Below are 20,668 nucleotides of genomic sequence, written 5' to 3' on the forward strand. Positions count from 1 at the left end.
GGAGTTGAACCCTGCATATCCAGCAGCATCTGCAGCACAATCGATAATTGCCATGGCCGCCCTGTGATGACGAGCCTAGGGTTCAGCTCAAGCGGGTGTCACGAGTAACAGGTACCTACTTCGAAGCATATTTAGGAGGTACTCACCTCTGGTCCTTGCGAGTACTCACCATAGGGGTGTGACCTCGGGAGCTTGAGCAGGAGCCCCGTCACTGTCCGGTCCGTCCCCGCCCGGACGGCAACCCCGCCGGGACTTTAGCCACACCCCAGCGGGCTCAGGGGTAATTCAATCCTGCATGCGCTCCAGCCGGTACGTCAGTTTCGCCTCACGTTTGGGGTCGTCCCCCAGGGATTTGGTGCGCGCAATGTAGTCCACGCCCCAGGTCTTCAGCAGGAAGTCGTCGGCAATCCGGACGTGGCCGGCGGGGAACTTGTAGTCCATTCTCTTGGCCACCCCGGACCAGTCGGCGGTGCCGAAGAGCTCCTCGGCATCGGCCACTGTCCGCACACCGTTGGCGGCAAGCAGGTCCCCCAGCCAGCCGTACTGCCGGGCCTGGCTCCTGGGGTGTTCGGAGAGCAACCGGGCCAGCATGTCCTGGAGGATGTCCCCGGTGAGCTCGGTTGCGGCGGGGTTGGCGGCGAACTCGGCCGTGCTTTCGGCCTGACGGCGTTTGACGATGTCGTTGATCGCCGAGAACTGGGCGTCCGCGAGTTCGATGAGGGTTGACGCCATGGTGAACGCGCGGTCCACTTCCGCGTTGGCCTCCGCGAGGCTCTTGTAGCGGATGTCATGCTCGAAGGCAGCCCATGCATGCTGCAGCACGGTGCGGATTTGGACTTCGAAGCGATCCCCGATGAACGGCTGGCAGCCCACGGGAACGTTCTCGGCGGGGACTTCCAGGATCAGGTGCCGGCCGGCGTAGCCGATCTGGCCGTTGCGCCGCTGGGAGCTTGTTTTGTCATCGTCCTCGCGGCAGTTGAACTGCCCCTTGAGTGCCGTTGCAACGTCAGCGATGTCGGGTTCGAGGAACATGATCACCCGGACACCGATGAGGTCGTCGAGCTGCTCGAGTCCGTGTTCATACTTGAATCTGCCGTCCGCAGTGAGCCGGTCCAGCTTTCCCTTGACCGAACCGGGGTCCTTGACGCGGGCCTGCACGGTGTGGTGGTTGAGGCCGTCGTCGCGGAGCCGGGCCCGGATGGCATGCCCGATGGCATCGGAGGCCGCATTCAGCCGGGGCAGCAGCGCACTGTATTGCTCCAGGGAGCTGGCAACAACGGAATCATGATCTTCCAACCGGTCCCCCTCAGATCGTCGCGCAGCGCATCTACCCAGCAGAGTATCCAAGGCAGCGGTTTTCAGCTACTGCCGGGCTCCGGGTCCTCCGGACAAAAACAGCGGCCTGTTCGCAGAACCTGTCCTCGAGGGTCAGGTTTGGCGAACAAGCCGCTGTTTCGTGCTGCAGGAATCAGATCGAGTAGCGCTCATCCTCGTGGTCGCCCGGGTGGTCGTTGACCAGGCCGGCGGCCAGGGTGTTGCCGTCCAGCGGATCAATCACCAGGAAAGCACCGGTGCGGCGGTGGTGAAGGTAGTTTTCCAGCGGCAGCGGGGCGGCGAGCCGGAGCTGCGCGTGGCCGATGTCGTTGAGTTCCAGGCTGGACGCGCCCTCAAGTTTGAAGGTGGCGAGGTCCAGTTTGCCGCTGACGCTGCGGACCAGGGCCTGCACGGTCCGGGTGCCGTGCTTGACCAGCACCTTGGCGCCTTCGCGGAGCGGCTTCGGGGACAGCCAGCACAGCGCGGCGTAGAGGTCTGCCGAGGCTTCGCGGACGGTGCCTGCGGCGGCGATGGTGTCACCGCGGGCGACGTCGAACTCGTCTGCCAGGCGCAGCGCCACGGACTGCGGCGCAACAGCTTCGGTGAGCTCGGCGCCCGCGAAGTCGATGCCCGTCACCGTGGTGGTGCGCGGGTCCTGGCCGGGGGTCAGTACGCTGACCTTGTCGCCCACCTTCACCGAGCCTTCAGTGATCTGCCCGGCGTACGCGCGGTAGTCGCGGTAAGCCTCGACGTCGAGTCCGCCGGCAACCGCGTCGGGAGCCAGTGCCCCCTGCGGCCGGATGACCAGCTGCACGGGGAAGCGGAAGCTCTCCAGGTGGCTTTCCAGTTCGTCGGCGGCGGGCAGGGTCTCGAGCACCTCGAGCAGCGCCGGCCCGGTGTACCAGGGGGTGCGCTCCGAGCGCTCTACCACGTTGTCGCCGTCGAGCGCGGACACCGGAACCACCAGCAGGTCGGTGATCCCATCGGAACCGAGGCCCAGCTCGCGGCCCACCTGCTGCACGTCGGCTTCGATCTCGCGGAACACGGACTCGCTGAAGTCCACCAGGTCGATCTTGTTCACGGCCACAATCACATGGGCCACGCGCAGCAGCTGCAGCACGGACAAGTGACGGCGGGTCTGCTCCAGGACACCCTTGCGGGCGTCGATGAGTACGACGACGGCATCCGCGGTGGACGCGCCGGTCACCGTGTTCTTGGTGTACTGCACGTGCCCGGGGCAGTCGGCCAGGATGAAGCTGCGGCGGTCCGTGGCGAAGTAGCGGTAGGCGACGTCGATGGTGATGCCCTGCTCGCGCTCGGCGCGGAGGCCGTCGGTCAGGAGTGCCAGGTCGATGCCGCCTGCCGAGCCGCCGAAGCCGCGGTCTGCGGACGTGCGGGCAACGGCGTCGAGCTGGTCGGCCAGGATTGCCTTGGAGTCGTGCAGGAGGCGGCCCACCAAGGTGGACTTGCCGTCGTCGACCGATCCGGCGGTAGCGAAGCGGAACAGCGAAGCGTGCGCGAGCGGTGCCTCGTCAAGAAGGGCAGCCGCGCGGGCTGTATCGATTTCGGTGCTCATTAGAAATAGCCATCCTTCTTGCGGTCTTCCATGGCGGCCTCGGAGATGCGGTCATCCGCACGGGTGGCGCCACGTTCGGTGATGGTGGAGGCGGCAACTTCAATGACGACGTCGCGCACCGTGGCGGCGGCTGACTCAACAGCGCCGGTGCAGGACATGTCGCCCACGGTCCGGTAACGGACGGTTTTGGTGATGACTTCCTCATCGGGGCGCGGTTGGGACACTTCGCCCACGGCGCGCCACATGCCGTCGCGGGCAAAGACCTCGCGGTCATGGGCGTAGTACAGGCCGGGCAGCTCGATGTTTTCGCGCTCGATGTAGCGCCACACATCCAGCTCGGTCCAGTTGCTGATGGGGAACGCGCGCACGTGCTGGCCCACGGTGTGGCGGCCGTTGTACAGGTTCCACAGCTCGGGACGCTGGTTGCGCGGGTCCCACTGGCCGAATTCGTCGCGGAGGCTCAGGATGCGCTCCTTGGCGCGGGCCTTGTCCTCGTCGCGGCGGCCGCCACCGAAGACGGCGTCGAACTTGTTGCGCTGGATCGCGTCCAGCAGCGGGACGGTCTGCAGCGGGTTGCGGGTTCCGTCGGCACGCTCGGCCAGTTCGCCTGAATCGATGAATTCCTGGACCGAGCCGACAACCAGCTTCAGGCCAAGGCGCTCAACAGTGCGGTCGCGGAAGTCGATGACCTCGGGAAAGTTGTGTCCGGTGTCCACGTGCAGCACGGGGAAGGGAACCTTGCCCGGCCAGAACGCCTTGGTGGCGAGGTGCAGCATGACCACGGAGTCCTTGCCGCCGGAGAACAGCAGCGCAGGCTTCTCGAACTCGGCCACTACCTCGCGGATGATGTGGATGGCCTCGGACTCGAGGGTGTCCAGCGAGGAAAGGCGACGTGACTCCAGAGCCGGAGCGGCAGATGCCGCCCCGGGAGTGGCATCGGGCCTGTCGGAGCCGCGCGCATCGTCCGAAGGACGGATGCCGCGCGGCGCAGGGCCGGGGGCGGCATCTGCCGTGGAGGCGGTGGAGGTGAAGGGGGCGGCATCGGGGTCGACGGCCACGGAAGTTGGGAAGTTGCTCATACGTGTAGTCCGCATTCTGTCTTGTCGGTTCCTGCCCAGCGGCCGGCGCGGGGGTCATCGCCGGGCGCTACCTTGCGGGTGCAGGGCTGGCAGCCAATGGACGGGTAGCCCTGTGAAAGCAGCGGGTTGACGGGAAGGAGGTTGTCGTCGGAGTACTGCACCAGCTGGTCGAAGCTCCACGCTGCCACCGGGTTGACCTTGACCAGGCCGTTGGTTTCGTCCCAGGTGATCAGCGGGGTGTTGGTGCGGGTGGGGGCTTCGTCGCGGCGCACGCCGGTGAACCACAGTTCGTAGCCGGCGAGCGTGCGGCGCAGCGGGGCCACCTTGCGGAGGGCGCAGCACTGGGCGGCGTCCCGTGCAAAGAGGTCCTTGCCGAGGAGTCGGTCCTGCTGCTCGACGGTGTTCTCCGGGAGGACATCCACCACGTTGACGCGGAGGTTTGCGGCAACCTCGTCGCGCGTGGCGTAGGTTTCCGGGAAGTGGTAGCCGGTCTCCAGGAACAGTACGTCGACGCCGGGAAGCTGGTCGGCGACCAGTGCAGGCAGCACGGCGTCGGCCATGGAGCAGGCCACGGCGACGGCGGGCAGGTCGAAGTTCCGGGCAACCCAGGCGATGACGTCGCGGGCCGGAGCGTCCCAGCCGAGCTCGGCAGCGCCGGCCTCGGCCAGTGCCTTGAGCTCGTCGTGGGAGCGGAGGGTTACGGCGGTCGAGCTTGTCGAGGCCGGGGTTTCGGCGGGCTCAACCACCGGGTCTATTCCAAGTGCGTGCTTGCTCATTGCAGGTCCTCCTCATCTGCTGCGTGGGCCCACTCGGCGAAGGTCTGGCCTTCGGTGTGCTCGGCCACGAACTTACGGACGACGCGCTCGACGTAGTCCGGCAGGTCCTCGACGTAGACCTTCAGGCCGCGGACGGTGCGTCCGAGGCCGGCCTCTTCACGGGTGGAGGAAGCCAGCCCGCCGCCCAGGTGGACCTGGAAGCCGGGGGTGGGATCGCCGTCGGGCGTTGGCAGCATCATGCCCTTGAGTCCGATGTCCGCGGTCTGGATGCGGGCGCAGGAGTTGGGGCAGCCGTTGATGTGCAGGGACAGGGCGTGGGGCAGCTGGCCGCTCTCGGCGAGGTCCGCGAGGCGGCGTTCCAGCTCGGCCACAGCGGTGGCGGCGGTCATCTTGGTTTCCACGATGGCCAGCTTGCAGTATTCGATGCCGGTGCAGGCGATGGTGCCGCGGCGGAACACGGACGGGCGGGCGGAGAGGCCCAGGGCGTCGAGCTCGGCCACCAGCGGTTCAACCTCGTCCTTGGGCACGTCCAGCACCACGAGCTTCTGGTGCGGGGTGGTGCGCAGTCGGTAGGAGCCGCGGGCTTCGAGAGTGTCCGCGAGCTTCACCAGCTGCGCGCCGGAGAGCCGGCCGGCAATGGGGGTGGCGCCGATGAAGAACTTGCCGTCCTTCTGTTCGTGCACGCCCACGTGGTCGCCCGGAGTGGAGGGCTTGGGGGCGGCGGGGCCGTCAGCCAGCTTGTAGCCGAGGTATTCGTCCTCGAGGATCTGGCGGAACTTTTCCGGACCCCAGTCGGCCATCAGGAACTTCAGGCGCGCCTTGGTGCGCATGCGGCGGTAGCCGTAGTCGCGGAAGATGCTGGTGACGCCGAGCCACACGTCGGCAGCCTGCTCGGGCGTGACGAAGGCGCCGAGGCGCTTGCCCAGCATGGGGTTGGTGGACAGCGCGCCGCCGGCCCAGAGGTCGTAGCCGATGCCGAGTTCGGGGTGCTTGACGCCCACGAGGGCGAAGTCGTTGATCTCGTGCACCACGTCCTGGCTGGGGTGGCCGGTGATGGCGGTCTTGTACTTGCGCGGCAGGTTGGACAGCAGCGGGTTGCCGATGAACCGCTCCCCCAGCTCGGCGATGAGCGGGGTGGGGTCGATGATCTCGTCCTTGGCGATGCCGGCCACGGGCGAGCCGAGGATGACGCGGGGAACGTCGCCGCAGGCTTCGGTGGTGGACAGGCCGTTACTTTCGAGGCGGCGCCAGATCTCGGGGATGTCCTCCACGCGGATCCAGTGCAGCTGGATGTTCTGGCGGTCGGTGAGGTCCGCGGAGTCCCGGGCGAAGTCGACGGAGATCTGGCCGATGACGCGCAGCTGCTCGGTGGTGAGTGCACCGCCGTCGATCCTGACGCGGAGCATGAAGTACTTGTCCTCGAGCTCGTGCGGCTCCAGTGTGGCGGTCTTGCCGCCGTCGATCCCGGGCTTGCGCTGCGTGTAGAGGCCCCACCAGCGGAAGCGGCCGTGCAGGTCCTGGCCCGGAATGGAGTCGAAGCCGTCCTTGGAGTAGATGGACTCGATACGCTCGCGGACGTTAAGGCCGTCGTCCTCCTGCTTCCAGGTTTCGTTGGCGTTGAGCGGCGTGGTGCCGTCCACCTTCCACTGGCCGTGCGGCTTCGCTGCCGGTCGGTTGGCGCGTGCGGGTCGCTTGGCGGCAGCGGAGTCCGCGGACGCTCCGGCTAGAGCTGTATCAGTCATGCATCGACTGTAGGTCCCACCGGAAAGCCGTCACAAAGGGTCAGAAACGCGAGGTCACCTAGGGAAATATTTCGTCATGAATCGCCGGGAAGCCTTGAAGTAGCCCGGGGCCTGTGCATGGTCCGGGGGCTTTTAAGCACCCGCTGCGACGGCGGCGTCATAACGGTCCAGCGCGATCTGAGCCATGAGCCGGGACGGCAGCAGCGGCTCCGTGACGATGTCCGCTTCGGCCTTGGCCAGCTGGTCGTGGAAGAAGCCGTGGGCCAGCAGGTAGGACGCGATGATCACCCGTCCCTGCCCCTCGCTTCCGGGGTATTCGGCACGGAGGGAGGCGACGGCGTCGGGCACTGACGGTTTGGCGGCCGCACCGTAGGCGGGAACAATCCTGTTGCCCCGCAGAGCCCGGAGGTGTTCGGCGAGCTCCTCGACGCTGACCGAGGCTTTGGGGTTGGTGGATCCGGCGGCCGCCAGCACCACGGCGTCGTGCTCGGTGGCCCCGGCTTCCCGCAGCCGCTGGTCGAGGATCTCCGCCAGCCGGGGGTCCGGGCCGAGCGGCTCCGAGGCACTGGAACCTTCCCTGCTGCGCGCCGCCTTCGCGATGTCCACCTTGGTGTGGAAGCCCACGCTGAGCAGCAGCGGCACGATGACGGCTGCTTCTCCCTCCGGCAGCCCGGCCATGACGTCCACCAGGTCCGGGTCCTGGACATCCACATAGGCTTCCCGGACATCCAGGCCGGGGCGCAGCGAGCTGATGTCGGCACGGAGGCCGTTGACCTCGGCGCCGCCCAGCGGGCTGGACGTTCCGTGGGCACAGGCGATCATGATGGGGCTATTCATAGGGGCTAGCGTAACGTTGGAGCAGCCCCATCCGCCCCTTCCACACTGACCGGGACGCCCATTGACCATCTCATTCGACGCCGTTCAGGTATGGCTGGATCTGGCCGGTGTCTTCTTCTTCGCGGTCTCCGGATCCCTGCTGGCGGCGCGGAAGCAGTTCGACATCCTCGGGTCCCTGCTGCTCGCCTCCCTGGTGTCCCTGGGCGGCGGCGTCATCCGCGACATCATCCTCAACAGCGGCCCTCCCGCGGCGTTCACCAACCCGGCGTACCTGGCTCCCCCGCTGCTGGCCACCGTGCTGGTGTATTTCCTGTTTTCCAGCGTCCAGCGCTACACGTCGCTGCTCATCCTGTTCGACGCCGGCGGGCTGGCACTGTTCTGCATCACCGGCACGCTGAAGGCACTCTCCGCCGGGATGAACCCGGTGGCGGCGGTGCTGCTGGGGGTCACGACGGCGGTGGGCGGCGGCCTCCTGCGCGACATCACTGCCAATGAGGTGCCCCAGCTCTTCGACCCCAAGGACCTCTATGCGCTCCCCGCGTTCACCGGGGCAGCGCTCACCACCATCCTGTGGGTTTCGGGTTCCTTCAACGCCCTCACGGCCGGCGCCGTCGCCGCCGTCGTATTCGCCTTCCGGGTGACGGCCTGGCGCCGTTCCTGGTACGTTCCGCTGGCCGTCCGGGGGTGGCACCGGCTGGGGCTGGGGACGGCGGAAAAGGGCGGCCGCGATTAGCTAGGATAAGAACCATGACTGACATGTTCCTCGAGAAGTTCCGCGCGCTTGTTCCGAAGTATCTCGAAGACGAATGGCAGGAAGAGGACGGGCTGTCCCCCGAAGAGCTCGACGAGGCCCTGTCCGAGCACCAGTTCCAGGTCCCCTTGGTCCTGCGGGAGTTCTACCAGGCAGTAGGCGGCTGCGAGGACCTCATGGAGGCCTACCACTACTTCTGGGACCCCGAGGAACTCGAAGTTGATGACGAAGGCTTCCTCATGTTCCTTGAGGACGAGGAAGAACAGTTCACCTGGGGTTTCCGCGTGGGCGACCTCGGCGTCCCGGACCCCATCGTGTACCGCCGCAACAACGCCCGCGGCCAGTGGAAGAGCGAAGAAGGCACGTTCTCCGAGTTCGTGTTCGACATGTTCGAGTGGGCGTTCGAGGGCGAAGAGGACTAGGGTCCCTGGTTCCGCCGCTCCGGTGGCGGCCACCGTCGCCGTCGTGACCTTGTTTCAACCCCGGAGCCCGGCGCCACGCCGGAATCCGGGCGTGTCCGCCGGCTGGCTGCCGTAAACAAGGTCACGACGGCGTGGCGGCTCACCATGGCGCGAACCCGCCATCGGCGTGAAGGCGCAGTATGGCGCGGATCTCCTCCACCATGGCTTGGGGATTGCGCACCACGTCGTCGTAGTAGTAGCGGAGGGTCAGCCGGCCGCCCAGGATGCTGGACCTGCTCCGGCGATTGTCCTTCTTGATCTGTCGAGGTTCAAAATGAGACGCTCCATCGAGTTCCACCACCAGCCAATCGTCCACGAGGCAGTCGACTTCACCGACGCCGGGCAGTTCAACATGCATGCGAACATTGAGGCCCGCACGGACAAAATGCGTGTGGGCCAATATTTCCAGCAGTGAGTCCGCCCTGGGAATCAGGAGACCCAGCACGGCGCGTGCCCTGCCGTTTCGTTTCCCCGGCAGCTTCTTCAGAAGGAACTCGCCCGTGATGTCCCCGCGCTGGGCGGCGCATTGCACCATCACCAACGCATCCAACTCGGGCAGGCACCTCAGGGCATGCAGCAGCACGTCAGCGAGTCCGGCCACCGGTAGCGACGGATGCTTGGGGTGGGTGCAGGGTGAATGATCCACCACACCCGGCTTGGGGACTCCGTTCCCGCAGCTCAGGTGAAATGCCTGTGCCGGGTGCAGCGTCCAGAGGTTGTAATGGGCGGCGGCCGAGATACACGTGAGCAGTCCGTTTGACCGAAACGCGGCCACCACGCCGTCGTCCGCGGTTGCTGTCGAGTAGACGCCCCGCAACGGACGGAACAGCAGGCCCGTTGCCACCGCGGCCTCAAGCTCCACCCGCTGGAAGCCGGAGGCCACCAGCTGACTTCGTTTGGCCGCACCACCCCGAAGCCGCAGAAATGTGAGGAGGTCCATCAAGCCAGCGTGGGTCCGGCATTCAGGCTGCAACATCCCGCGGCGAGGCTATGTGGACAACCTACAGCCGCCGTGCCGACCCGGTTTCGACACCAATGGCCTGCAACACGCCGTGGCGTGGGCGCTGTGGTCAAGGAAGTCAGCGATACAGGGTCACAACGGGAGCAGCCAGGTTCAGCCAGGTTCAGCCAAAGAACTGTGACACGCCGATTAACACTCCGGCTCGCATTCGTGACAAAGCTGTCATAGACTTATTCACGGATCCACTAAATGCCTCCGGTGGATCTGATGCGAACGGAGAAATGGCCCCGGTTCGACGCAGCGTATGACTCGTATTGCTGCAGAGAACCGGGGCCATACCGTTTTGAGGCCGGGAGTTTAACGCCGGGAGCCCTGGAGGCCTTAGTGAGGCCAGCGGGTATTAGCTCGCGCGGTCCACCACTGCCAGGGCGAAGCTGGTGAGCGAGGACTTGACCACGCCTTCAGGCAGCGGCGCCAGCGCGGCGATGGCTTCATCGGCCCAGGCGCGCGCCACAACCCACGATTCCGCAGTAACCCGGTGGTCCCGCAGGCCGGCGACGGCGGCGGCGAGTGCCTCATCCGAGGAGAGGTCGCCGTCGATCAGCTTCAAAAGTTCGACGGCGGACTGGTCACCTTCGGCGGCGGCGTTGCGCAGGAGCAGGACCGGCAGCGTGGGCACGCCTTCGCGCAGGTCCGTGCCCGGGGACTTGCCGGACTTGACCTTGATGCCGGTGACATCGATGACGTCGTCGGCCAGCTGGAAGGCCACACCGATCTTCTCGCCGTACTCCACCAGCAGCGGCTCGTAGGCTTCGTCGGCACCGGAGAAGATGGCGCCGAGCTGGCCGGAGGCAGCCACCAGGGAGCCGGTCTTGTCCGCGATGACGGACAGGTAGTGCTCCACGGGGTCCTCGTCGGGGCGGGGTCCCACGGTCTCGTGCAGCTGGCCCAGGCATAGCCGTTCGAAGGTGCGGGCCTGGATTCCCAGCGCGCGCGAGCCGAGCTCGGACACCAAGATAGACGCGCGGGCAAAAATCAGGTCGCCGGTGAGGACGGCCACGGAGTTTCCCCAGACCTCGTGGGCGGTGGGCGCGCCGCGGCGGAACGGGGCCGAGTCCATCACGTCGTCGTGGTACAGGGTAGCCAGGTGCGTCAGCTCGACTACCACGGCAGCCTGCACTACGGCCGGGCGCGAGGCGTCACCGAGGTGGGCGCAGAGCAGGGCCAGCAGCGGGCGGATGCGCTTGCCGCCGGCTTCCACCAGGTGGCGCGACGTCGCGTCAGCCAGCGGATCGGAGTTGGCAATGGCCTCGCGGAGCTTCTTTTCCACCCGGGCAAGGTTGGTGGTGAGGGCGGGACCCAACTCCGGGTCTTCCGCGATGGCGGCGAAACCGGCGGGCAGCTGGAGTCCGGTGGCGATGGCGGTGGTGCTGGGCTCGGGCTCCCTGGCGTCCGGCAGGCCGTGTCCGGCGTGGGTCCAGCTGTGCTTGGCAGAGTTCGTCACGGGTTAACCCTAACTTTTTGTTGCGGAAACCGCGGAGGTGTAGCTGGACGGGGACAGGGTGGTGTTGGACGTGGCAGGCACCAGGGCCTCCAGGAGCCTGATCACCCTGTCCTCGAATCCCTTGGCTGATTCATCCGTGACGTTGGCCATCAGCCGGACTACGAACTTCATGAGGGCGGGCAGCGGCATGCCCGTCCGGAGCGCGAGCTTCATCACCGACGGCTTACCGATCACCGAGGCGAACGCGCGGCCCAGGGTGAAGTGGCTCCCCCACTGGCCGCGCACATAGTCCGCATACCCCTTGAAGTGGAGGTCGGCGTCGTCGTGTGTCCACTTGGCGTAGCGGCTCTGCCAGGTGCTGGCGTCGATGACGTATTCGGCCGCAAAGCGGGCGGATTCCATCGCGTAGGAGATGCCCTCGCCGTTGAACGGGGACACCATGCCGCCGGCGTCGCCCAGGAGCAGCAGGCCGGGATAGTAGTGCGGGGTGCGGTTGAAGCCCATGGGCAGGGCGGCGCCGCGGATCTCGCCCACCTGGTTTTCCGGCGTGAAGCCCCATTCGGCGGGCATGCCGGCTGTCCATTCGCGCAGGACCTGTTTGTAGTCGAGCTTGCCGAATTCCGCGGAGGAGTTCAGGATGCCCAGGCCCACGTTGGAGGTGCCGTCGCCCACGCCGAACACCCAGCCGTAGCCGGGGAGGAGTCCGCCGTCCCGGCCGGGGAGCTCCAGCCAGCCTTCCATCCAGTCGTCGTCGTGGCGCGGGCTGGTGAAGTAGGTGCGTACGGCGACGCCGAGCGGGCGGTCGTCGCGCTTCTGGATGCCCGTGGACACGGCGGTTCGGGACGAGTTTCCGTCTGCTGCCAGTACGACGTCGGCATGGAAGTCGCGCGTCTCGCCCGTCTTGCGTCCGGACTCGTCAAGGAGGGCCGCGCGGGCGCCGATGACTCGGCCGTCCGGCGCGCGCAGGGCTTCGGTGACGCTGTGCCCTTCGAGGATGGTGGCCCCGGCAGCCTGGGCATGGCGGGCCAGTTCCTCGTCGAAGCCCAGGCGGGTGCGGATCAGGCCATATGTGGGGAAGTCGGAGACTTCCGGCCAGGGCAGCTCAATGGTGCGGCCGCCGGCGATCAGCCGAAGGCCCTTGTTGCGGCGCCAGCCGGCCTCCTCGGAGTGCGGGAGGCCGAGCTTCTGGATCTCGCGGACGGCGCGGGGAGTGAGCCCGTCACCGCAGACCTTCTCGCGCGGGAACCTGGTCTTCTCCAGCACCGTGACGGGGATGCCGGCCTTGGCGAGGTAGTAGGCGGCTGTGGACCCTGCGGGGCCGGCGCCGACGATCAGTACGTTCACGGCAGGTTCGGCTAGCCCGCGGGCCGGGTGATGTTGCGGCGGAGCTTGGCCACGGGGCCGGTGTGGTTGGCGATGGCCGAGGCACTGCCGGACAGTGGCTTGTGCGCGCGGTGCACGGCCACGATGCCGCCGCTGAGGTTGCGGTAGGTGACCTTTTCCCAGCCGGATTCCTGCAGCCAGCCGGCCAGGTGGTCCTGGTCCGGCCAGGCGCGGATGGACTCGGCCAGATAGACGTACGCGTCCGGGTTGGAGGAGACCTTCACGGCGATGGCGGGCAGCGCGCGCATCAGGTATTCGGTGTACATCGTGCGCCACAGGGGAATCACGGGCTGGGAGAACTCGGCGATGACCAGCTTGCCGCCGGGCTTGGTGACGCGCAGCATTTCCGCCAGGGCCTTCTTGGGCTCGTTGACGTTGCGCAGACCGAAGGAGATGGTGGTGGCGTCGAAGCTGTTGTCAGCGAACGGCAGGCGGGTGGCGTCACCGGCGATGAAGTCAATGTCGGGGCGGCGGCGTTTGCCCACTTTGAGCATTCCCAGGGAGAAGTCGCAGGCGATGACGTCGATCCCCGCGTCCGCGTAGGGTTCGCTGGAGGTGCCTGTTCCGGCGGCGAGGTCCAGCACGCGCTGGCCCACCTTCACATCCATCGCTTCGACGACTACCCGGCGCCAGCGGCGCGTCTGTCCCATGGACAGGACATCGTTCACGACGTCGTATTTGGGGGCGACGTCGTCAAACATCGTGGCTACTTCGTCCGGACGCTTATCCAAGGATGCTCGGTTCACCATGACATTGTCTCAAATGTTGGGCGGACCCACGAACCGGGGCCGGGGCAGCGCGGCGGCGGCTGCCCGGGCAGCGCGGCGGCGGGGGTCAACAGGGTGCCGGCCACACTCGGGAGTACTGTTATCTCATCATGACGAGCACGCTCCGCACCGGCACTATTAAGACACTCACAGTCCCCCTGGATGGAAGATCATTCTCCGGGGGGCTGCCGTCATTTCTGGTACGGGACGACGTCCTCTGCTGGACCCGCCGCGAAGCCGGGCTGGTGGGCTTCGGCGAAATCGCCCGCTTCACTGCCACCGGGCCCGAGCGTTTCCTCGAGGCCGACATCTGGTGGCGGCACCTGGTCCTCGAGGCGGACGTCACCGACTCCGTGGACTGCCCCGGCACCGGTCCCGTGGCCTTCGGCTCCTTCGCGTTCTCCAAAGTTTCCACGCACCGCTCCCGGCTGATTGTTCCCGAAGTCGTGGTGGGGGTCAGGGACGGCCGCGCCTGGCTCACCCAATTAACGTTCGACGACGGCGAACTCACCGAAGCGGGCGCTCTCGCCGCCCTGGAGCGCTGGCTTGACGCCGACCCGCTTGACGCTCCGGGCGACGGACCCGAGGACCTGACTGCCGCCGTCGGACTCCCCTCAGGCGGCAGTTCCGCTTCCGGCGGCCGTCCCGGCGGCGGCAGTGCCGCGAACCTGGGCGCCGACGTCGTACCTAAACTTGAAACCGGATCGCTCAGCGAGCATGACTGGATGGCGGCAGTGACGGCCGGCGTCGCCGAGATCCGCACCGGCAAGCTGGAGAAACTGGTGCTGGCGCGGGACATTGTGGCCACAATTCCTGAAGGCGTGAATGCCGCCGAGATCCTCCGCCAGCTTGCCGTCAGGTACCGCGAATGCTGGACCTACGGCGTCGACGGCCTGGTGGGTTCTACCCCGGAAATGCTGATCCAGGTGGAGGGACGCACGGCGCAGGCCCGGGTTCTTGCCGGAACCCTGGACCGGCGCGACGCCGAGGGAATGGACGGCTCGCCGCTGGAATTCGCCGAGCGCGTGCTGGCCGGGTCCGAGAAACAGCGGCACGAACACGAGATCGCGATCCAGTCGCTCACCACGCAGCTGGCGCCGTTTTCCGAGGCGATGAACGCGCACAGCGAACCGTTCATCCTGGAGCTGCCCAACGTGTGGCACCTGGCCTCGGATGTGAAGGCCGAGCTGACCGAGGTGGAGGGACACGTGCCCACCTGCCTCGCCCTCATCAACGCGCTGCACCCCACGGCGGCGGTCTGCGGAACCCCCACCACTGTCGCCGGGGCGCTGATCCGCAAGCTGGAGCACATGGATCGCGGACCGTACGCCGGTCCGGTGGGCTGGCTGGATGCGGCGGGGAACGGCGAATGGGGCATCGCGCTGCGCGGCGCCGTCGTCGAGGCGCCGGACACCGTGCGGCTCTATGCCGGCTGCGGCATCGTGGAAGGCTCCCATCCCGAGGCCGAGCTCGCGGAGACCTGGGCCAAGTTCCGGCCGATGCTCGAGTCGCTGGGCATCAAGAGCTAGAGCCACGGGGGAAGGCCTGGGCCGAAGTCCGGGATTACAGACAATGCTGCGGCGTGGGGTCTTGCGCTAGCCTCGGTATTAGTTATCCAATAGTGAAACTAAGTTTTCTGTGATGCACATCTCTTATTCGGCGATACACTATAAGCCGTTTTAGTCACGCATACCCCTGCAACAAAAGGTAAGAAACTATGCAGCCCATGTCCTCCGCCACGGCAAAGCTGGCCGCCAAAGCAGCCGCAATCCTCGCCGTCGGCGCCCTCTCCCTCACGGCCTGCGGCGGCAGCTCCACCCCCGCTGCGTCGTCCGCGGGCGGCGTCCAGCTCATCAACACCGGCAAGCTGACCGTCTGCTCCGACGTTCCCTACGAGCCGTTCGAATTCCAGAAGGACGGCAAGATCGTCGGCTTCGACATGGACATCGCCGCCGAGGTCGCCAAGGACCTGAAGGCCGAGCTCAGCGTCGTGGACAGCTCCTTCGAAGCCATTGAAACAGGTACTGCCCTGACCGGCTGCGACGTCTCGATCTCCTCGGTCTCCATCACGGACACCCGCAAGGCCGTCATGGACTTCTCCGACCCGTACCTCAACGACGATCTGACCCTGGTGGCCACCGAGGCTTCAGGTATCACGAACATCGACGGCGCCAAAGGCAAGAAGGTGGGCGTGCAGCAGGCCACCACCGGCGCCCAGTACGCCAAGGACAAGGGCCTCGACGCGCAGCAGTTTGAAGACACCGGACTCCTGGTCCAGGCACTCAAGGCCGGCACCATCGACGCCGCCCTGGGCAACCAGTCCGTTCTTGGCTACGCCATCAAGGATGACTCCAAGTACAAGCGCGTGGAGAACTACGCCACGGGCGAGAAGCTGGGCATCGCCATCAAGAAGGGCAACACCGCCATGGCTGACCAGGTCAACTCCACCCTCAAGCGCCTGACCGACGACGGCTCCCTGAAGAAGTACGAGACCACCTGGTTCGGCGAAGCCGCCAAGTAGCACCCCGGCCTGAGACCGACGCAGTTGAGGCCCCGTACCGCTGGACGAGAGTCCGTACGGGGCCTCAACTGCGCAAAACGAATGTGAGAACACCATGGCAATGACCGCACGTCAACGAGCCAAAGTCAGCCTGTACGTCCAGGCCGGAATCTTCGTTGTGGCTGTGGCCGCGCTGATTCTGGCCACGGACTGGAAGACCATCGGCACCAGCGTCTTCAACTTCGGCAAGATCGGCCCGATGTTCCCGGACATCTTCCTGTCGGGCCTCAAGAACACCCTGATCTACACGGCCCTGGGCTTCATCGTGGGCCTGTCCGGCGGGCTGCTGCTGGCCCTCATGAAGCTCTCCAGCTTCCCGCTCTACCGCTGGATCGCCACCGGCTACATCGAGTTCTTCCGCGGCATTCCCGCGCTGCTGGTGTTCATCGCCTTCGGCTACGGCGTTCCGCTTGCGTTCGGCGTGCAGTGGAACGTGACCATCGTGGTGATGATTTCGCTTGGCATGGTGGCCGCGGCCTACATCGCAGAAACGCTCCGCGCCGGCCTGCAGGCCGTGCCCAAGGGACAGCTCGAAGCCGCCCGGTCGCTAGGCATGCCGCAGTGGCGGGCCATGGTGTCCATCGTGATCCCGCAGGCATTCCGGATCGTGCTGCCGCCGCTGACCAACGAGGTCATCCTCCTGACCAAGGATTCCTCGCTGATCTACGTGCTGGGCCTCACCGCCTCGCAGTACGAGCTCACCAAGTTCGGCCGCGATGGCATCTCCAGCCTCGGCGCAGGGCTCACCCCGCTCCTCGTGGCCGGCGCCTTCTACCTGGTGATCACCATCCCGCTGAGCCTCTTGGCCCGGAAGTTCGAAAGCCGCTCCGCGCGGACGAAGCGATAGGCAGGACAGTCATGAACGACGTCGTACATCCCTCAGGCAACGCGGGCACCCGCGGTGCCGCCGTGAAAGCCGCCGGAGTCTCCCTCAAGGACCTCCGCAAGTCCTATGGCTCCAACGAAGTCCTCAAGGGCATCAGCCTGGACGTTGCCCCCGGCGAGGTTGTCTGCTTGATCGGCCCGTCCGGCTCCGGCAAGTCCACCCTCCTGCGCTGCGTGAACCTCCTCGAGCAGCCCAACGAGGGCACCATCCATGTGGGCGGCTTCGAGGCCACCGACCCGGACGTGGACATCGACAAGATGCGCCGCAAGGTGGGCATGGTGTTCCAGCAGTTCAACCTGTTCCCGCACCTGAACGCCCTGCAGAACTGCACCATCGCGCAGACCAAGGTGCTCAAGCGCGGGCAGGCCGAGGCGGACAAAGTGGCACACGCCAACCTGGAACGGGTGGGCCTGGGCCATCTGGCCGACCGATTCCCGGACCAGCTCTCCGGCGGCCAGCAGCAGCGCGTCGCCATTGCCCGCGCGCTGAGCATGGACCCCGAGCTCATGCTGTTCGATGAGCCCACCTCGGCCCTGGACCCGGAGACCGTGGGCGATGTCCTGTCCGTCATGCGGAACCTGGCCAAGGAGGGCATGACCATGCTGGTGGTGACGCACGAGATGGGCTTCGCCCGCGAAGTGGCCGACCGCGTGGTGTTCATGGACGGCGGCGTCGTCGTGGAGGAAGGCGTGGCCGAGCAGGTCATCAGCGCCCCCACGCAGTCCCGCACCAAGGAATTCCTGAAGCGCGTGCTGGACCCGACCCACATCGACATCTCGAAGTAGGCTCCTCGGCCGCTGTCGCGGGTCGGGTTCGGGTCGGTTTCGGGTCGGCCCCGGTTCGGTTTCGGGCCGGCCCCGCGTCGGTTTCGACGCGGCCTGTGCCTTTCGACGCGCAAATGCCCTGGCGCACCTGGAATTCCGGGTGCGCCAGGGCATTTGCGCGTCACGGGACCTTTTGCGCGTCGAAACCGGCTGAACGGGCACGACGGCGGGGCACCCCGGCCGCCGCCAGCTTGCGTTCCAGCCGGCCCGGCTGCATCAGATCGGCCCACACCCACCGGACCACGGTGAACCCGATGGCGCGGATCCGGTCCTCGCGGTACTTTTCTTCGACCACGACCTGGGACGGCGTGCGCCCCCCTGAGATACTCCGGTTTGAGGTACTTCTCCTCGCCGTCAAACTCACCAACCACGTTGGCGCGCTTCCAATAGAAGTCGGTGTAACCAATCAAACCCTGCCCATCCCGAAGTTCCTGCTGGAGGACCGGCACTTCAAATCCTGCAAGGTGAAGGAGCGATCGGCTGTAGGACTCCCCCGCGGAACCGGCCCGGGCATCAGCGAAGTCCAGCGCCGCGTGGATCCTGCGCTGTCTGGCCGCGCTATAGATTGATCCGATTCCCGCCCTGAGCTCGTCTTTGCTAAGGGCTGGCAGCTGTGCGGCAGCGTCCGGCCGAAGTACATGATCCAGCGGGACCACACCCTCGGCGAACGGGGTGAACGCAGCCAGATCCAGGACTGTGCGGACCCGGGACGTGACCAGCAGCCCGTCCCGCCGTACTACTTCCAAGCCGGACGGTGCCGCGAAGTGGCGCCTGACCCCCGCCCGCGACCTCCCGCCGTCGTTCGTCAGTGCCAATGCCTGAACAGAGTGCACGGCGCCAATGGTGGAAACTCCCCACACACTTGCCGCGGAATGCCTGGCAAAAATGGTGGGCTTTTCGAACATCTCACCCGCGGCCTGGATCTGCAGCCGATACTTTTGCCAGTCTTTCAGCTCCCGCCAGGCTGCCCCGTCCGTGTACACACCATGGCGGATCCTCACCAGGGCGCCGGACCGCACCCGCTTCGCCAGGTCCTTGGCAGTAAGCCCGCGCAGCCCGCAGTCACGGGCAAGGAGGAGGGGCGGGAGGTCCGGCATGCATTCAAGCTGTCAGGAGCATGCCGCAGGCACCAGGGACGTGTGCTCGTATGTGGAGAACCCTCGTGGCACCTTTTCGACGCGCAGATGTCCCGGCGCGCGGGTTATGCGGGGCGCGGGAGCACATTCGCGCGTCGCAGATCCATTTGCGCGTCGCCAGGCCGGAAACGCGTCGCGGGCTATGGAGCCAGCACACCCCGCACTGCGTCTCCCACTGCGGCCTTGATCCGGCCGTGCAGCTCCCGGAGGCCCTGCCGGTCCGTGCGGACCTCAATAATGCTGCGGCCCTGCCGCGGCGCGGTAAGCGCATCGGCGAGTTCCGCCGTCGTACTTACCGAGCAATGTTCGACGCCGTACGCTGCGGCGAGTGCCGCGATGTTCACTCTGTGCGGGGTGCCGAAGAGCCGTTCAACGGCGTTCCCGTACGCACCGGATTCCTGCACAGCGCCGTGCTCCAGGAGGTTGAAGATGGCCCCGCCGGCGTCGTTCAGGACCACGATGCGCAGCAGCGGGTCGTTTTCGGCGAAGCCCAGGAGGAGGCCGCCGGCGTCGTGCAGGAAGGTGACGTCGCCCACCAGCAGGGTGGTTTCCTGCCGGCCGCCCCACGCGATGCCCGTGGCGGTGGAGATGGTGCCGTCGATCCCGGCGAGGCCGCGGTTGGCGAAGACGGTGGCCTGCGGTTCGGGGGTGGGCTGGCCGGCGAGGTCCACGTCGCGGATGCCGTTGGAGGAGCCAAGCATCAGCTGCCCGCGCGTGTGCTGCCACACCAGTGCGCCCACCGTTGGTCCCGTGGCGGACGGCTCGTCGGCCAGCGCCCGGTCGAGCGCATGCTGGGCGGCGGCACCAGCCAGAAGCCATGTGTCGAGCCATGCCGCGGAGCCGCGGCCGGAGAAATCGGCGAGGTCGCTGAGGTTGTCCAACGGGAGCTCGGTGCGGCGGCCCGGCTCATACCAGGCCACGGGAACGGGCTGGTAGAGGGCAGAGGGGACATCGGCACGGGCCAGCAGCTGCGCCACTGGCCGCGACAGCGTGGGCCTCCCGAACAGGACGACGCGCTCGATTGGCTGCGCGGCCTCCGGGCCGAAGTGTTCCAGCAGCAGCCGGTAGGGGCCCACGGCGTTGGGTCCGAACCGCGAGTTGGAGGACGGCTCGGCCAGCAGCGGCAGGCCGTGCGCGCGGGCGAAGGCTTCGGCGACCGGCCCGGCGTCGTGCCCGGCGAGCACCACGGTGCGCCGTTCCTCGAGCCCGGCGTCAGCGGGCGTAAGGGTGAGCGGCTCCGGGCCGCGGCCGATCTGCCAGATTCCGGGACCGGCTGCTTCCGGCAGGTGGTCGCCGGCTGCCGGGACCAGCGGATCGCGGAAGGCAAGGTTCAGCTGCACGGGTCCCGGCGGGGTGTCCTCAAAGGCGCCGGTGGCCGCGCTGAGGGCGGTCTCCACGGCGCGCTGCGGGTCGGTGCCGGCGGGGACGTCGACGGCGAACCGGACGTGTTCGCCGAAGAGGTCCAGTTGGTCCGTGGTCTGGTTGGCACCGGTCCCCCGCAGTTCTTCGGGCCGGTCGGCGGAGAGCACGACCAGCGGAACGGCGGCGTGGTTGGCTTCCATCACGGCCGGCATGAGGTTCCCGACGGCGGTGCCCGACGTTGTGAGCACCGCAACCGGCGCTCCCGTGGACAAGGCCAGGCCAAGGCCGGTGAACCCGGCCGAGCGCTCGTCGATCCGGACCAGGAGTTCCACGCGGCCGGAGGCGTCGGCCTCGGCGAGCGCGTAGGCCATGGGTGCCGACCGCGAACCGGGCGAGACCACCACGTACCGCACGCCGCCGTCGAGCAGGGTTTTGACAGCCACCCGGGCGGCCTCGATCGCGGTGAGGGTGCCTACTGCCGATTCAGTTGGGGTGCCTGCGGGCTCGCCTTCGGAGAGGGGGGCATCCTCGGCGGCGGTGTAGGCATCGAGCGGGTCCAGCGGGTTCTCAGAAGTCACCAAACCAGTCTGCCACCAACCCCGGACGCTCTCTCACTTCCTGCCGGTCTCACGCCGACGCTCTCTCACTTCCTGCCGGTCTCACCCCGACGCTCTCTCACTTCCTGCCGGTCTCACCCCGACGCTCTCTCACTTCCTGCCGGTCTCACCCCGACGCTCTCTCACTTTCTT

Annotated in this window: 17 protein-coding genes and 1 pseudogene; 6 read left to right on the forward strand and 12 right to left on the reverse strand. The window is 66.9% G+C overall.

What is annotated here, in order from left to right; translation table 11 throughout:
• Positions 1-285: 285 nt before the first annotated feature.
• From ACSQ1X_RS15855 to ACSQ1X_RS15880, 6 genes and pseudogenes are all read right to left on the reverse strand, one after another.
• Entirely contained in the window at positions 286-1,296 is a 1,011-nt protein-coding gene (locus tag ACSQ1X_RS15855; RefSeq protein WP_055802651.1) for a GTP pyrophosphokinase, read from the reverse strand.
• A gap of 172 nt (positions 1,297-1,468) precedes the next feature.
• Complete coding sequence (locus ACSQ1X_RS15860) at positions 1,469-2,890, reverse strand: sulfate adenylyltransferase subunit 1 (RefSeq protein ID WP_436058337.1); 1,422 nt, start codon at positions 2,888-2,890, stop codon at positions 1,469-1,471.
• Positions 2,890-3,969 carry a sulfate adenylyltransferase subunit CysD gene (cysD, locus tag ACSQ1X_RS15865; protein WP_436058338.1) on the reverse strand — a complete coding sequence of 360 codons (1,080 nt, stop codon included), beginning with the start codon at positions 3,967-3,969 and terminating at the stop codon, positions 2,890-2,892. The genes ACSQ1X_RS15860 and cysD overlap by 1 nt, the downstream gene beginning before the upstream one ends.
• Positions 3,966-4,745 carry a phosphoadenylyl-sulfate reductase gene (locus ACSQ1X_RS15870; RefSeq protein WP_436058339.1) on the reverse strand — a complete coding sequence of 260 codons (780 nt, stop codon included), beginning with the start codon at positions 4,743-4,745 and terminating at the stop codon, positions 3,966-3,968. Before ACSQ1X_RS15870 ends, cysD begins: the two co-directional genes overlap by 4 nt.
• Positions 4,742-6,487, reverse strand: coding sequence for a nitrite/sulfite reductase (locus ACSQ1X_RS15875; RefSeq protein ID WP_055802657.1), 1,746 nt, complete (start codon positions 6,485-6,487; stop codon positions 4,742-4,744). Before ACSQ1X_RS15875 ends, ACSQ1X_RS15870 begins: the two co-directional genes overlap by 4 nt.
• Positions 6,488-6,541: 54 nt before the next feature.
• Positions 6,542-7,324, reverse strand: a pseudogene (locus tag ACSQ1X_RS15880) (sirohydrochlorin chelatase).
• A gap of 61 nt (positions 7,325-7,385) precedes the next feature.
• Here ACSQ1X_RS15880 and ACSQ1X_RS15885 point away from each other — a divergent pair.
• Together ACSQ1X_RS15885 and ACSQ1X_RS15890 are read left to right on the forward strand one after the other, a co-directional pair.
• Entirely contained in the window at positions 7,386-8,057 is a 672-nt protein-coding gene (locus ACSQ1X_RS15885) for a trimeric intracellular cation channel family protein (RefSeq protein ID WP_436058340.1), read from the forward strand.
• A 14-nt stretch (positions 8,058-8,071) separates the two neighbouring features.
• Positions 8,072-8,497 carry a hypothetical protein gene (locus ACSQ1X_RS15890; RefSeq protein ID WP_055802665.1) on the forward strand — a complete coding sequence of 142 codons (426 nt, stop codon included), beginning with the start codon at positions 8,072-8,074 and terminating at the stop codon, positions 8,495-8,497.
• A 139-nt stretch (positions 8,498-8,636) separates the two neighbouring features.
• Here the strand turns inward: ACSQ1X_RS15890 and ACSQ1X_RS15895 are convergent, their stop codons facing one another.
• The 4 genes from ACSQ1X_RS15895 to ACSQ1X_RS15910 form a co-directional block, all read right to left on the reverse strand.
• On the reverse strand, positions 8,637-9,476 hold the full coding sequence (locus ACSQ1X_RS15895) for an endonuclease domain-containing protein (RefSeq protein WP_436058341.1): 840 nt from the start codon (positions 9,474-9,476) through the stop codon (positions 8,637-8,639).
• A gap of 421 nt (positions 9,477-9,897) precedes the next feature.
• Complete coding sequence (locus ACSQ1X_RS15900; protein ID WP_055802669.1) at positions 9,898-11,001, reverse strand: polyprenyl synthetase family protein; 1,104 nt, start codon at positions 10,999-11,001, stop codon at positions 9,898-9,900.
• A gap of 9 nt (positions 11,002-11,010) precedes the next feature.
• Positions 11,011-12,345 carry a geranylgeranyl reductase family protein gene (locus ACSQ1X_RS15905; protein ID WP_156372408.1) on the reverse strand — a complete coding sequence of 445 codons (1,335 nt, stop codon included), beginning with the start codon at positions 12,343-12,345 and terminating at the stop codon, positions 11,011-11,013.
• Positions 12,346-12,356: 11 nt separating this feature from the next.
• Positions 12,357-13,130, reverse strand: coding sequence for a demethylmenaquinone methyltransferase (locus ACSQ1X_RS15910; protein ID WP_436059350.1), 774 nt, complete (start codon positions 13,128-13,130; stop codon positions 12,357-12,359).
• A 131-nt stretch (positions 13,131-13,261) separates the two neighbouring features.
• Here ACSQ1X_RS15910 and ACSQ1X_RS15915 point away from each other — a divergent pair, with 131 nt between their 5' ends.
• The 4 genes from ACSQ1X_RS15915 to ACSQ1X_RS15930 all read left to right on the forward strand — a co-directional run bounded on the left by ACSQ1X_RS15915 (position 13,262) and on the right by ACSQ1X_RS15930 (position 17,382).
• The gene (locus ACSQ1X_RS15915) at positions 13,262-14,680 is read left to right on the forward strand and encodes an isochorismate synthase (protein WP_436058342.1); all 1,419 of its coding nucleotides are present in this window, start codon (positions 13,262-13,264) and stop codon (positions 14,678-14,680) included.
• Positions 14,681-14,868: 188 nt separating this feature from the next.
• Positions 14,869-15,672 carry an ABC transporter substrate-binding protein gene (locus tag ACSQ1X_RS15920; protein ID WP_436058343.1) on the forward strand — a complete coding sequence of 268 codons (804 nt, stop codon included), beginning with the start codon at positions 14,869-14,871 and terminating at the stop codon, positions 15,670-15,672.
• Positions 15,673-15,766: 94 nt separating this feature from the next.
• On the forward strand, positions 15,767-16,558 hold the full coding sequence (locus tag ACSQ1X_RS15925; RefSeq protein ID WP_055802677.1) for an amino acid ABC transporter permease: 792 nt from the start codon (positions 15,767-15,769) through the stop codon (positions 16,556-16,558).
• A gap of 11 nt (positions 16,559-16,569) precedes the next feature.
• Complete coding sequence (locus ACSQ1X_RS15930) at positions 16,570-17,382, forward strand: amino acid ABC transporter ATP-binding protein (RefSeq protein WP_436058344.1); 813 nt, start codon at positions 16,570-16,572, stop codon at positions 17,380-17,382.
• A gap of 160 nt (positions 17,383-17,542) precedes the next feature.
• Here ACSQ1X_RS15930 and ACSQ1X_RS15935 read toward each other — a convergent pair whose 3' ends face one another.
• Complete coding sequence (locus ACSQ1X_RS15935; RefSeq protein ID WP_436058345.1) at positions 17,543-17,716, reverse strand: hypothetical protein; 174 nt, start codon at positions 17,714-17,716, stop codon at positions 17,543-17,545.
• Positions 17,717-18,697: 981 nt separating this feature from the next.
• Positions 18,698-20,497 (reverse strand): 2-succinyl-5-enolpyruvyl-6-hydroxy-3-cyclohexene-1-carboxylic-acid synthase, encoded by a 1,800-nt coding sequence (gene menD, locus ACSQ1X_RS15940; RefSeq protein WP_436058346.1) that lies wholly within the window; start codon positions 20,495-20,497, stop codon positions 18,698-18,700.
• Positions 20,498-20,668 lie beyond the last annotated feature (171 nt).

It is taken from the genome of Arthrobacter sp. LjRoot78 (assembly GCF_964254335.1).
Taxonomy (GTDB): domain Bacteria; phylum Actinomycetota; class Actinomycetes; order Actinomycetales; family Micrococcaceae; genus Arthrobacter.